General features: G+C 63.0%; 12 protein-coding genes. 6 read left to right on the forward strand and 6 right to left on the reverse strand.

The genetic code is table 11. The features are described 5' to 3' along the window. Positions 1 to 14 precede the first annotated feature (14 nt). The 3 genes from prlC to CKO25_RS14160 all read right to left on the reverse strand — a co-directional run bounded on the left by prlC (position 15) and on the right by CKO25_RS14160 (position 3505). Complete coding sequence (gene prlC, locus CKO25_RS14150) at positions 15 to 2048, reverse strand: oligopeptidase A (RefSeq protein WP_200388588.1); 2034 nt, start codon at positions 2046 to 2048, stop codon at positions 15 to 17. 310 nt (positions 2049 to 2358) lie between these two features. Then, positions 2359 to 2931 carry a CNP1-like family protein gene (locus CKO25_RS14155; protein ID WP_200388589.1) on the reverse strand — a complete coding sequence of 191 codons (573 nt, stop codon included), beginning with the start codon at positions 2929 to 2931 and terminating at the stop codon, positions 2359 to 2361. A gap of 88 nt (positions 2932 to 3019) precedes the next feature. Next, a complete protein-coding gene (locus CKO25_RS14160; RefSeq protein WP_200388590.1) occupies positions 3020 to 3505 on the reverse strand; it encodes a hydrogenase maturation protease in 486 nt (161 codons plus the stop codon). A gap of 262 nt (positions 3506 to 3767) precedes the next feature. Here CKO25_RS14160 and CKO25_RS14165 point away from each other — a divergent pair, with 262 nt between their 5' ends. Next, complete coding sequence (locus CKO25_RS14165; RefSeq protein WP_200388591.1) at positions 3768 to 4007, forward strand: HypC/HybG/HupF family hydrogenase formation chaperone; 240 nt, start codon at positions 3768 to 3770, stop codon at positions 4005 to 4007. Positions 4008 to 4099: 92 nt separating this feature from the next. On the opposite strand, the gene CKO25_RS14170 is transcribed toward CKO25_RS14165, so the two are convergent. After that, the gene (locus CKO25_RS14170; protein ID WP_200388592.1) at positions 4100 to 4555 is read right to left on the reverse strand and encodes a hypothetical protein; all 456 of its coding nucleotides are present in this window, start codon (positions 4553 to 4555) and stop codon (positions 4100 to 4102) included. Between the two features lie 188 nt (positions 4556 to 4743). Here CKO25_RS14170 and ppsR point away from each other — a divergent pair, with 188 nt between their 5' ends. From ppsR to CKO25_RS14190, 4 genes are all read left to right on the forward strand, one after another. Next, positions 4744 to 5559, forward strand: a complete 816-nt coding sequence (gene ppsR, locus CKO25_RS14175; protein ID WP_200388593.1) for a posphoenolpyruvate synthetase regulatory kinase/phosphorylase PpsR — start codon at positions 4744 to 4746, stop codon at positions 5557 to 5559. Between the two features lie 269 nt (positions 5560 to 5828). Beyond that, complete coding sequence (locus CKO25_RS14180; RefSeq protein ID WP_200388594.1) at positions 5829 to 6926, forward strand: Re/Si-specific NAD(P)(+) transhydrogenase subunit alpha; 1098 nt, start codon at positions 5829 to 5831, stop codon at positions 6924 to 6926. A gap of 273 nt (positions 6927 to 7199) precedes the next feature. Next, the gene (locus CKO25_RS14185; RefSeq protein WP_200388595.1) at positions 7200 to 7496 is read left to right on the forward strand and encodes a proton-translocating transhydrogenase family protein; all 297 of its coding nucleotides are present in this window, start codon (positions 7200 to 7202) and stop codon (positions 7494 to 7496) included. A 12-nt stretch (positions 7497 to 7508) separates the two neighbouring features. Then, a complete protein-coding gene (locus tag CKO25_RS14190) occupies positions 7509 to 8909 on the forward strand; it encodes an NAD(P)(+) transhydrogenase (Re/Si-specific) subunit beta (RefSeq protein WP_200388596.1) in 1401 nt (466 codons plus the stop codon). A 137-nt stretch (positions 8910 to 9046) separates the two neighbouring features. On the opposite strand, the gene CKO25_RS14195 is transcribed toward CKO25_RS14190, so the two are convergent. Continuing rightward, the gene (locus tag CKO25_RS14195) at positions 9047 to 10351 is read right to left on the reverse strand and encodes an META domain-containing protein (protein ID WP_200388597.1); all 1305 of its coding nucleotides are present in this window, start codon (positions 10349 to 10351) and stop codon (positions 9047 to 9049) included. Between the two features lie 65 nt (positions 10352 to 10416). After that, complete coding sequence (gene folP, locus CKO25_RS14200; RefSeq protein WP_200388598.1) at positions 10417 to 11274, reverse strand: dihydropteroate synthase; 858 nt, start codon at positions 11272 to 11274, stop codon at positions 10417 to 10419. Between the two features lie 203 nt (positions 11275 to 11477). Between folP and CKO25_RS14205 the strand changes: the two genes are divergently transcribed. Continuing rightward, positions 11478 to 11810 (forward strand): hypothetical protein, encoded by a 333-nt coding sequence (locus tag CKO25_RS14205; RefSeq protein ID WP_242467622.1) that lies wholly within the window; start codon positions 11478 to 11480, stop codon positions 11808 to 11810. Positions 11811 to 12090 lie beyond the last annotated feature (280 nt).

Consider the following 12090-nt stretch of genomic DNA (forward strand, 5'->3'; position numbering starts at 1 on the left):
TGGCAGTGCGTGTGCTAAGCCGCGATCCCGCTGTGTCGCAACAGGGCATCCGTATTGGGTTCGCGTCCACGGAAGCGGACGTACAGGACCATGGCATCCTCCGAGCCGCCGCGTTCGAGGATATTCTCACGGAAGGCACGCCCGGCTTCGGCATCGAACACGCCGCGCTCCTCGAATAACGAGAAGGCATCCGCCGACAAGACCTCGGCCCATTTGTAGCTGTAATAGCCCGCGGCATAGCCCCCGGCGAAGATGTGCGAGAAGCTGTGGGCGAAGCGATTGAAGGCCGGCGGGCGAATCACGGCGACCTGCTCCCGCACCGACTCGATGATCTCCTCGATCCGGCCACCCCGGGCTGGATCGTATTCATGATGCATGCGGAAATCGAACAGCGCGAATTCCAGCTGCCGCACCATCTGCATGGCCGATTGGAAGTTCCTAGCCGCCATCATGCGACGGTAGAGATCCTCGGGGATGGGCTCGCCCGTTTCCCAATGCGCCGCGAAGAGATCCAGTGACTCACGCTCCCAGCACCAGTTCTCCATGAACTGACTCGGCAGCTCGACCGCATCCCAGGGCACCCCATTGATTCCCGCGACCCCGGGATAATCGATCTTGGTCAAGAGATGATGCAGGCCATGACCGAACTCGTGAAAGAGCGTCTCGACCTCCTGGTGCGTCAATAAGGATGGCTGTTCGCCGACGGGTGGGGAGAAGTTGCAGACCAGATAGGCGACGGGGATCTGGTCGCAGCGCACCGTGTGCATGCGGTTGGTGCAGACATCCATCCAGGCCCCACCGCGCTTGTGCTGGCGGGCGAAGGGGTCGAGATAGAACTGACCGCGCAACGCGCCTGAATCGACCTCGCGAATCTCGAAAAACCGCACATCAGGGTGATAGGTCTCGAAGGTTTCCGCCTCCTGGATTCGCACCCCGAAGAGACGCTCGACCACTCCGAAGAGGCCCGTGAGAACCCGCGAGATGGGAAAATAGGGCCGCAATTCCTCCTGGCTGATCTGGTAGCGATGCACCCGCAATTTTTCGGAATAGTAGCCGATATCCCAGGGTTCGAGCTGGCTGACCCCATGCTGTTCGCGGGCGAAGGCCGCGAGTTCATCGAGTTCGCGCCGGGCTTGGGTCACCGAGCGTTCGGCAAGGTCGTTCAGGAAGGTCAAGACCGCCGCGGGCGAGGGCGCCATCTTGGTCGCCAGTGAGCGCTCGGCATAGTTCGCGAAGCCGAGGAGTTCGGCAAGCTCGTGTCGCCGTGCCAGGATGCGTTCCATCAGGTCGCTGTTGTCCCATTGCCCGGCCTGCGGACCCTGATCGGAGGCGCGGGTGACATAGGCCTCGTAGAGTTCGAAGCGTAACTCGCGGTCATCGGCATAGGTCATGACCGGCATGTAGGATGGGAAATCAAGGGTTAGGAGCCAACCACTCAGGCCCCGTTGCTCAGCCGTCTGGCGGGCCAAGGCCAGGGCCGATGGGGGTAACCCGGCGAGGCGTTGCTCGTCCTCGATCGATTTGCTCCAGGCGTTGGTGGCATCGAGGACGTTTTCGGAGAATTTGGTCGTCAGTTGCGAGAGTTCCTGACTGATCTCTTTGTAACGGGCCTTCTGCTCGGGGGGGAGGTCGACCCCGGAGAGATGGAAATCACGCAGGATGTTCTCGAGCAACTTGCGCTGCGCGGGATCGAGATGCTCGAGCGAGGCGACCGCCTGGTAGGCACGAAAGAGCGCCTCGTTCTGCCCGACCTCGGTGCCATAGTCACTCAATTTTGGCAGACAGGCATTGTAGGCGGCGCGCAGTTCGTCGCTGTTGAGGACGCCATTGAGATGGCCGATCGGGGACCAGGTCCGGCTCAGGCGGTCGTCGACTTCGTCCAAGGGTTCGACGAAGTTCTCCCAGGTCGGGACCGCGACCTCGGAGGTGAGCCGCGCAATCTCGGTCCGGCACTCGGCGAGGCGGTGGTCGATCGCCGCCTCGACATGCGTGGGCTGAATCTTGGAAAAGGCCGGCAGACCGGCGCTGTCCAGCAAGGGGTTGGTCATGGTGATGGCCTCTTCGACGTCGTGAGGATGTCAGGTAATCGTTCAGTGGCGCCCACGTTGGCGGATGCGTTCTGGAACTGGCGGCCCGTCATGACAAGCGGATGTGCGGGTTGAGCAATGCGGCGAAGGGCGCGCGCGCCGGTTGTCGCGGTCGCGTGGATCGGTCGCCGGACCGCGGCGGCAGGCCGACAGCATGCTCTGTTGCCGTGCGGGTGTCATCTGACTTGGGCACGTTCAGTCGATCTCGCGATCATGAGCATGCGGGCGCCTCCGCTCGGTTTCCAGTTGCACGCCCGACGCTCGCGATCGATCAATCCGCCTGGAACCCCATGTTCTGCCGTGGGTTGATGCGCCCCTGCAGTGACCGCAGCATGTCCTGGCGCGGACGTGGTGTGAATCCTTGCGGGACGCAGAAATGGAACCGCCACAGATCGTGGCGCCAGCGTTCGGGGGCGCGGTGTCCGATGCGCTGCCAGTCGCCACTCGCGACCGGCTCGAAGCGGCCGTCCACGCCATAGGCATAGGTTCTGTAGGAACCCTGCGGGGTGCAGCGAATGCCCTCGAAGGAGAGGTTGCGCGCACCGCTCGGCCCTTGCGCGACGAGGGTGAATCGTACGGCCTGATCGGTTCCAACCTGCAGGCTGCGTTCGTCGATGAAATAACGCAAGTCAGAGCGCGGGCCATCAGGAACGAATTCGATCAAATCCTCATCCTGCGGCCAGGGGGGGAGGGTGCTGCTGCCTTCCTGCCAGGGCGTGCCCTCGGTGACGCTCGAGGGGACTGGTGGGCTCGCATCCGGTACGAAGAGATTCTCGGCCTGTGCCGCGGGGAGTGCCAGAGCCAACAGCAGGAGCCAGGGCCACGATGAGATGCGATCAATCATGAGGTGCGGTCGGTTCGGTGGTTGGCGAAAGATGTCGGCCAGGTTAAGACCAAGCGAGAGATTCGACAATGGCCGGCATCAGAGTGCGTCACGACGGGCTAGCCGTGGCGTCCCACCGTGCGAGCAGCGAATGGATCTGCTCAATGGTCCGCGGAATCGCCGCCTCGACCGCCGGGGTCAAGTGATCACCCCAACCGACGAACTCCGGTTCGATCCCAACCAGGGCGCGTTGCCGCGGGAGCGTGTCCGTCAGGCGTGCAATGTCGAAGAGGTCGGCGAGGCTCACCTCATGCACGGTTTTCGCATGGAGACTGAGTTGTCGGTCCATGGCCTCGTTCTCGAAGACGCGGACGCTGCCCGGTGGTTCGCCCATGGTCGCGGCATCGACCACGATCAGGCGTGGAGATTCGCTGATCGGCAAGGCGAGGGTGAAACTTAAGGTCCCCCCATCGACGAAGACGAGGCGCGTATCCGGTTCGCTCTGGAGCGCCAGGCGGCGCACCACCTCGGCCCCGACGGCCTCGTCGGTCATGAGCACATTGCCTAAGCCAAGAATGAGGGTCGTTGTTTGCACGCTCGGCGGTCCTCTATGGGTTTCGGGTGATGACGCTGGATCACTGCGCACCGCAGTCGGCGCATCTCGCCTTGAAGTGGTATGCGGTGCCTCCGCCATCGCCTCGCCTGACCAGCCATCGCCTGATCAGCCATCCTCGGTTGATCCACTCGGTGCAGGAGACGGCCGTGGCAGGCCCATTCCTTGATCCGCGTCCTTGCGGGCAGGCTGGCTCCGGTCTAGCCTAGTCCGTCATGATCGACTTCACGACAGGCGTTTGTCCATGTGTCTCGGGATTCCCATGCAGATCCAGTCCATTGATGGCTTCGTTGCCCGTTGTACCGCGAAGGGCGCGCAACGAGAGGTGAGTCTCTTCATGTTGCAGGACGAGGGACTGGCGGTCGGCGATTATGTCGTGGTGCATCTAGGGCACGCCATCTCACGCATGAGCCCAGAGGAGGCCGCCATGGCGTGGGAGATCTATGACGCGATGCTCGCCGCCGAGGCCACCGAGCCGGCCTAAGCGACGGGATGCGAGCTGCTCAGCTCAGGCCGGCTCGGTCAGTGCGGAAGGGCGTTCGGCGCACCGCCCGTGCTGGGGCCGATGGCTCGGGCTCAGCCTAGGAAGGCCCCGGTGATGGCGTATTGATGCTCGGCTTCGGAGGTTTCCGGGGCGTCATCGTCTTCCATCAGGGTGCAGTTGACCGCCATGCGTGCATGCATGGCCGCCTTCCAGGCACGATTCTGCTTCTCGCTCAAGAGCGCATCGGGAGTGAGGGCGGCAGCGGTGGCCGCGGCGACGAAATGGTCGGCCTGGGCCAGCCAATCGGTGTCGGTTCCGCATGCCGTGTAGGTCTTGGCCGCATAGGCCTTCGCCGCCTTGAAGGCGTCTTCCAATTCCCCCGGGCTGGCCGACTCGCGCAGCCCGGTGGCGATGGCGCGGTTTACCCGGTCGTCCTGACTGAGGTGGATGACATGCTCGGCGAAGCGCGCACCGAGCAGGCGTTGCTGGGTGGCGTTCAGATGGTTCAGGACGTCGCGGAGCGCATGATCGTTCGTAATCTGTGACACGGTGGGGGGACTCCTCATCCTCGAGACAGGGACATGCCGGCTGGGGCCGGGTTGGCAGGGCGCTGACTGGGTGCGCATTGGGCATAAATCGGTGTTGGGAGCACATCCTCAGCGTCCCGCGCCATGTTTTCCTATATCACCAAATTCCAATATACACTGCATTGACTTGCATCATTCGGTCAGGGCCTATGAACCGTACTGTCTTCTTTGTTTCCGAAAGCACTGGGATCACCGCCGAGACGCTTGGCCACAGTCTGCTCTCACAGTTCGATACCATCGACTTCGAGCAGGTCTACATGCCCTACATCAATACCGACCTCCGCGCGCATGCCCTGACGCAACGCATGCAGGAAGCGGCGGACCGTGATGGGGCACGCCCGATCGTCTTCGCCACCATGCTGAACAACGAGATTCGGGAGATCCTCCAGCAAGGAAACTGCTTCTACATCGAGCTGTTCGAGGGGTTCGTCGAGCCCTTGTCGGCGGAACTCGGTGTTCCCCCAAGCCGCAAATCCGGGCGCAGTCACGCCATCACCAAACCCAGCTTCTACACCAAGCGGATCGAGGCGATCAATTTCGCCATGGCCAACGACGATGGGATTCGCCCGGACAATTTTCACCGCGCCGATGTCGTTCTGATCGGCGTCTCACGCTCCGGCAAGACGCCAACCTGCCTCTACCTGGCGATGCATTATGGCCTGCGCTCGGCCAACTACCCCTTGACCGAAGAGGATTTCGAGCGTGGCGACGTGCCCCAGCTGGTCTGGGACTGTCGCCATAAGCTGTTTGCCCTGACGATCGATCCACAGCGACTGCAGATGATCCGCGAGGAACGACGCCCTGGCAGTGGCTACGCCTCCTTGAAACGCTGTCAGGATGACATCCGCATGGCGTCGACCATCTACAAGCGTCTGCAGATTCCAGTCCTCAACACCACCAGCCAATCGATCGAGGAGATCTCCTCGCACATTATCAAGGCGATGCGCAGCGGGAACGAGCGTTGAAGGCGGCGCCCACGCCGCTCGCGTGACCATTGCCGGAGTCCCTTGACCCGATACCCCAGCGCGCACCGGGCGCGCCCGGACTGCAGCTCGCAGCGGGTCCCGTGGTGAGACCGAGCGCGGGGGATCCGCCCCGCCGCGCCGGCTGCTGCTGCGCGATTGTGGTGCGATGGTTGCGGTGAAGGGTTCGCGCACCCATAATGCGGCGGCTCTAAGCCGCCCGGGGACGACCCATGGGCGGCCGACCATTGTGGAATAGGATCAACAAGACGATGAAGATCGGAATTCCCTTGGAGACGGCTGCGGGCGAGACCCGGGTCGCGTCCATTCCGGATGTCGTGAAAAAGTTCGTCGGCAAAGGCTTTGAGGTCCACGTCGAGTCCGGCGCTGGTGTGCGGGCCGGTTATCCTGACGCCGACTACGAGGCTGCCGGGGCACGGCTTACGGATCGCGCTGGCGCATTCGACGTCGATCTGCTGCTGAAGGTCCGCCGACCCGATGACGCCGATGTTGGGTCATTACGTCCCGGCAGCCTCTACGTTGGGTTGCTCGAGAGCTGTGGTGATGATCCCGTGCTCGCCGCGATGCTGGCGAAACAGGTGCGCGTGCTCGGCATGGAGCGCATGCCCCGCACCTCACGGGCCCAGTCGATGGATGCGCTCTCCTCGCAGAGCAACATCGCCGGCTACCGCGCGACTTTGGAGGCCGCGGCGCGCTATGGCCGGTTCCTGCCGATGATGATGACCTCCGCGGGATCGGCCAAGCCGGCGCGACTCGTCGTGCTTGGGGCGGGTGTTGCCGGTCTGCAGGCGATCGCCACGGCCCGGCGTCTGGGCGCCGACGTTCATGCCTACGACGTACGCCCGGAGACACACGAACAGATCCGCTCGCTCGGCGCCAAGCCGATCGAGCTTGATCTCGGCGAGAGTGGCGCGGGGGAAGGCGGCTACGCCAAGGAACTCTCGGACGAGGCTAAGGCGAAGCAACAAGCGGCCCTCGCGGATCAACTTGCCAAGGCCCATGTGATCATCACCACGGCCTTGATCCCCTGTCGTCCGGCGCCTGTGTTGGTGACCGAGGAGGTCGTCAAACGGATGCGTCCGGGTTCGGTCATCGTGGATCTTGCCGCGGCCAATGGTGGCAACTGTCCACTGACCGTCGCCGGTGAGATCGTCGAGCGGCATGGAGTCACCATTGTTGGTCTCACCAACTTTCCGGCATTGCTGCCGGCCGATGCCAGCGCCTTCTATGCCCGCAACCTCGCCAACCTGATCGATATCATGTTCACATCGGGTGCGTCCGGCCCGGAACTGAAGGATCTGGCGGAGGACGACATCACGGCGGCGATGTTGGTTGAACCCGCCTCCTGATCCGTTCTGGTCGTGGGGTGGCCCCCACGATCGCGGCGCCGGTGATCGGGTCTGCTGTCCACCCTGCATCCGCATGGGGACATCGAGCAGCGGGGCGTGTTTTCCGCTGTTCGAGATCTGGCGAACGGTCATCAGGTCCGCGCATCGGCTCAGGCCGCCCCGGTTCCGTCGAGCCGGTTCAGTGAAACGGGTTGGGATTCAACGATTGACCGAGCCGCGCGATCCAATCCTCGAGAACTGATTCGAGACAACCGCATAACTGGAGTCACACCCATGCCCGAGGTCCTCGATCCCTCGCTCATTGCATTATATGTCTTTGTCCTTGCCTGCTTCATCGGCTACTGGGTGGTCTGGGGCGTCACGCCCTCGCTGCATACGCCACTGGTCGCGCTGACCAACGCCATCTCAGGCATCGTGCTGGTCGGCGCCCTGCTGGTCGCGGGCGATCCGCAGGCCGGTGGCTTCACACGGTTCATCGGTTTCATCGCGGTGTTCCTGGCGTCAATCAACGTCTTCGGCGGATTCTTGGTGACACATCGCATGCTGTCGATGTTCAAGAAGAAGAAATAAGGAACGGCATCCATGACGCTCTCAGTCAATCTCCAGGCGGTGGCTTATCTGGTCTCCGCCGTGCTCTTCATTTTGGCGCTCAAGGGCCTGACACATCCCGCGACGGCACGGCGAGGCAACCTCTACGGCATGCTCGGCATGCTGATCGCCATCGCCGCGACCCTGCTCGGTAACCAGGTCCAGGCCTATGGCTTGATCACGTTTGGCATCGTCGGCGGTGCCATCATCGGCGTCATCGTGGCGCTGCGCATCCAGATGACGGCCATGCCGCAGTTGGTCGCGGCCTTGCACAGCTTCGTCGGCATGGCCGCCGTCTTGGTGGCGATCGGGACCTTCCTGACCAGGCGCGGTGCCGGTGAGTTGGACGCGCTGCTGATGGGCGAGATCTCGGCCGGCGTGGTGATCGGCGCCATCACCTTCACCGGCTCCGTGATCGCCTTCGGTAAGCTGCAGGGGCTCCTGAGTGGGAGTCCAGTCAAGTACCGGGGCCAGCATCTGCTCAACGCGGTCATGGGCATCGTGACCATCGCCCTCGCGGTGCATTTTGCGATGACGGGCAGCATCTTCTCGCTCCTGCTCATGACCTTGCTCGCCTTCACCCTGGGCGTGACCCTGATCATTCCGATCGGTGGCGCGGACATGCCGGTGATCATCTCGATGCTGAACAGCTACTCGGGCTGGGCCGCGGCGGCGACCGGTTTCACCCTGCACAACAATCTCTTGATCATCGTCGGTGCCCTGGTCGGCTGCTCGGGCGCGATCCTCTCCTACATCATGTGTAAGGCGATGAATCGCTCGATCCTCAACGTCGTCTTTGGCGGGTTTGGAACCGATACCAGTGGCGGCGACAGCGCCGGGGCCGTGGCGGCCGAGAAAGGCGTGAAGTCGGCGGCGATCGAGGATGCTGTCTATTGGATGGAGGATGCCAATCGGGTCATCATCATCCCGGGCTATGGCATGGCGGTCGCCCAGGCCCAGCATTCCTTGAAGGAGATGATGGAGTTACTCGAGGCGCGTGGGGTCGAGGTGCGATTCGGCATCCATCCGGTCGCCGGTCGGATGCCGGGTCATATGAACGTGCTGCTCGCCGAGGCGGATATCCCCTACGATCGCGTGCTCGAGATGGACGAGATCAACCCGGACTTCGCGAGTACGGATGTGGTGCTGGTGGTGGGCGCGAACGATGTCGTGAATCCCGCCGCCAAGGAGGATAAGACCAGCCCCATCTACGGTATGCCGATCCTCGAGGCAGGTCGTGCGCGGCAGGTGTACTTCCTTAAGCGCTCCATGCGTCCCGGCTATTCGGGCGTCGACAATCTGCTGTTCTACCAAGAGAACACCTCGCTCGTCTTCGGCGATGCCAAGGACACCATCGAGGGGATGAACAGCGCCTTGAAGGGCGGCGGGCACTGAGCCGAGCCCCCGCGCCGCTGCCGCGAAACCCGGTTCGGCAGCGGTGCGGGACGCTGCGGGTGATCGAGCCGATCACCTGAGCGTTCTGTGCGCCGTGGTTCGGCTGGCGGCGTCGGGGCGGCTCTTTGTGCGGGTCGCTAGTCGGCGCGGCGCGCGAGGATCGAGGGCGTTTCGTTGGCATTGAGCAAGAGCAGCGCGCCGTTCGGATCCACGGCGAATCCACGCACACCGCTGAGCAGGTCGAGAAAGTGGCGCTCCTGATCCATCAAGGCCGGCGCACACTCCTCGTTGGTCATGAGACGGGGCGCGAAGGTCAGGCTCTCGCCGGTCAACTCGAACGATCCGTCGTATTCATTGCAAGAGGCGCGACCGGAGACGCTCTGGTCGCTCCCGACCTCGAGGGTGATCCGTGCGCGATCGATGATCCCGCCCCCTGCGAGATCCTCCACCACCCATTCCCCACCACGCAGCAAGTCGGCAGGATCACCGCCACATCCGGCCAGGGCGCGTCCGTCGAACAGCACCTCGACGGTCAAGGGATGCGGCATGCCGCTCATGGTATCGACACAGGGCCGGTCGAACAGACTGATGGTCAGTTGACCGTCCTCGATGAGATTGGCGTAGCGACGGCCACCCTCGATTAACTTAGGCTCGGGGAGCGCGACCTCGATCCAGGTTTCGCCCAGATCGGCGGTGAACTCAACGCGGGCGGCCTCGATCTTCAGGTTCCAGAAGGGCTCGTTGCCGCTCGCGCGCAAGATCGACTGATCGCGCTCGAGCGGGGTGCATTCAGGATAGGTTTGACCGCGCAACTCCAGCGTCCCGCGCTCACCCTTGTTCCAAAACGAGGTGTTCGGATCCCCAACCGCGACATAACGCGCCCCGGAGGCAGACACTGCCGCTCGCAGATCGAAGCCCTCATCGCCAACCTCCAGACGCATCCGATCCGCATCGAACCCTGCTCGAATCGGTTGATCACCACAGAGAAAATCATAGTTGAGCACGATCGGCTCTTCTCGCAGCATCAAGATGGTGCCGAGGTCGACTTGGGCGCTCGTGGGATCGATCGTCAGCGGCTCGGTGACCCAATCGATCAGTCCGTTCACCAGAAAGGTTCCGCGAAAGGCATAACTGCCGGTTTCCTCGAGACGGTCACGCGCGACCTCCAGTGCGAAGGGAATCGGCACCTGTCGTCCATCCAAGGCCAGCTGTTCCGTCGCCACCGGTTGGCCACCCGGCACGCTGCGATCGAGCAGTTCCAGGATGGCGAGGGTGTCCGGCAACAGGGCCACCCGAGCGAGATAGGTCAATTCACCCTGGATCATCAAGGGTGAGTTGAGATCGGCATCCTGTGCCGCGACGGTAGAGAGGGGTAGGGTCATGAATCCCAGACTGACGGAGAGGCTCAATGCCAGACCGCGGGTGGCGGGGTTCAGGGTCATGATGAGAGGGCTCCATTCAAGGTTCAAAGATCAAGGTGAAGGATCAAAACGAATCGTATGAGAGATTAGAGCGGAGTGGCCGCGGAGGTTCGGGCAGCCTGTTTGACGGCCCAAGCCACATCGGCGGCCTGTCGGTTGCCGAGCACATCGTGCACCCGGAAAACCCGTGCTCCAGCCAGGACACCGAGCGCGGTGGTCGCGCAGGTGGCCGGCATGAGATTGGTGAAGAGCGGCTCATCACAGATCGCGCTGAGGAAGCGTTTACGGCTCGCGCCCAGTAGCAAGGGCGGCCCCAGATCGACCAAGGTCTCGAGCCGCGCGAGCAGGGCCAGATTGTGCTCATAGGTCTTGCCAAACCCCAATCCCGGGTCGATCAGGATGTGTGCGGCCTCAACGCCACAGGCGCAGGCGGCGGCGATGCGTTCCGCGAGAAAGGATCGGACCTCGGTGACCACATCCTGATAGCTGGGAGCCTCTTGCATGGAGCTCGGCATACCCTGACGGTGCATCAACACCAGCGGAACCGCTCGTTCGGCGGCGAGTGCGAACATGCGCGGGTCGTCGCGCCCGGCCGAGGTATCGTTGATCCAGTGCGCGCCGGCGTCGAGCGCGGCCTCGGCCACTTGCGACGAGGTGGTGTCGATGCTGAGACGCACGGCGCGCGGCAGCACCTCACGCAGTCGCTCGATGACCGGCAGGACACGGCGTTCCTGCTCCGCGGCCGGGACGGGGAGGGCACCTGGACGGGTGGACTCACCGCCGATATCGATCAGATCGGCACCCTCGTCGATCATGTCGAGGGCATGTTGCACGGCCATGCCGGCCCGGGTGAAGCGTCCGCCATCGGAAAAGCTATCCGGGGTGACATTGAGGATCCCCATGATCAGGGGCGGGGCATCCCTTTCCAGAGTGCTGCTCAGCATCGGTGGCTCCGTTGGGTTCGCTGATTCGCTTTGACGTCCTCAGGGCGGCACAGGTATCGTCTGCCCGCATGGCGCGGCAAGGGTGTCCGCGTCGATCAGGGCTCGGTGCGATGGCGCGCCGGTCGAGGCGACTATCCTCGCGCAGCCGGGGCGTGTGGGCAAACGCAAAGGTCACCATGATGGACATGATGCGGATTGGAACGATGGGTGCGGCAATCGCGATCCTGGGGGTTGCGGTCGGTTGCACGACTGGCGGCTTATCGGGCACCCTGCCGGCGGTCACCAACCCATCGGAGGCGGCGAACATCACCCTCTATCGCGATGGCACCCTCCCAGGCTGGTTCACCACCATCGTCGTTGATCTGAACGATCGGGAGATCTATCGCGTCGGCCGCAACGAAGCCTTCTCCTTCGCCGTCGACCCGGGTCAGTATCTCCTCGTCTACCGCATCGGTTTCAACGAATGTCGCAAGGTCGTCTGGGTTGAGCCCCGCGAAAATGTGCGCGTGCGGTTATCGCCGATTTGTTCGGTGTGATCGCAGGGATCGGGTGAGCTTGTCGGCCACCCTGCTCACTCTTCAAATGTGCCTCCAGCTGCGTTAATTTGGACTGCAGACAGCCGCATTTCCACCGCCCTGATCAATCGGCCTGAATCCGCTGGGGCAATCGATTGATGTGTCTTCTCGTCTACAGTTCCCATTCCTATTTGGCAAAAGCGTACAGTTGTCAATTTTTTGCTGTTCTATTTGCTGTTCTGATGGTTGCGGTTGCGATGGCTCCGGCTCCACTGGCGGCGGTGGGGTCTCTGGGGGAGGA

This window comes from Thiocapsa imhoffii (assembly GCF_016583985.1).
GTDB classification, from domain to species: domain Bacteria; phylum Pseudomonadota; class Gammaproteobacteria; order Chromatiales; family Chromatiaceae; genus Thiocapsa; species Thiocapsa imhoffii.

Bases quoted from the DNA above. Each gene is read 5' to 3' on its own strand.
- CKO25_RS14205 (WP_242467622.1), top strand. From the start codon at position 11,478: ATGGGTGCGGCAATCGCGATCCTGGGGGTTGCGGTCGGTTGCACGACT.
- folP (WP_200388598.1), bottom strand. From the start codon at position 11,274: ATGCTGAGCAGCACTCTGGAAAGGGATGCCCCGCCCCTGATCATGGGG.
- CKO25_RS14185 (WP_200388595.1), top strand. From the start codon at position 7,200: ATGCCCGAGGTCCTCGATCCCTCGCTCATTGCATTATATGTCTTTGTC.
- CKO25_RS14165 (WP_200388591.1), top strand. From the start codon at position 3,768: ATGTGTCTCGGGATTCCCATGCAGATCCAGTCCATTGATGGCTTCGTT.
- CKO25_RS14195 (WP_200388597.1), bottom strand. From the start codon at position 10,351: ATGACCCTGAACCCCGCCACCCGCGGTCTGGCATTGAGCCTCTCCGTC.
- prlC (WP_200388588.1), bottom strand. From the start codon at position 2,048: ATGACCAACCCCTTGCTGGACAGCGCCGGTCTGCCGGCCTTTTCCAAG.
- ppsR (WP_200388593.1), top strand. From the start codon at position 4,744: ATGAACCGTACTGTCTTCTTTGTTTCCGAAAGCACTGGGATCACCGCC.
- CKO25_RS14155 (WP_200388589.1), bottom strand. From the start codon at position 2,931: ATGATTGATCGCATCTCATCGTGGCCCTGGCTCCTGCTGTTGGCTCTG.
- CKO25_RS14180 (WP_200388594.1), top strand. From the start codon at position 5,829: ATGAAGATCGGAATTCCCTTGGAGACGGCTGCGGGCGAGACCCGGGTC.
- CKO25_RS14190 (WP_200388596.1), top strand. From the start codon at position 7,509: ATGACGCTCTCAGTCAATCTCCAGGCGGTGGCTTATCTGGTCTCCGCC.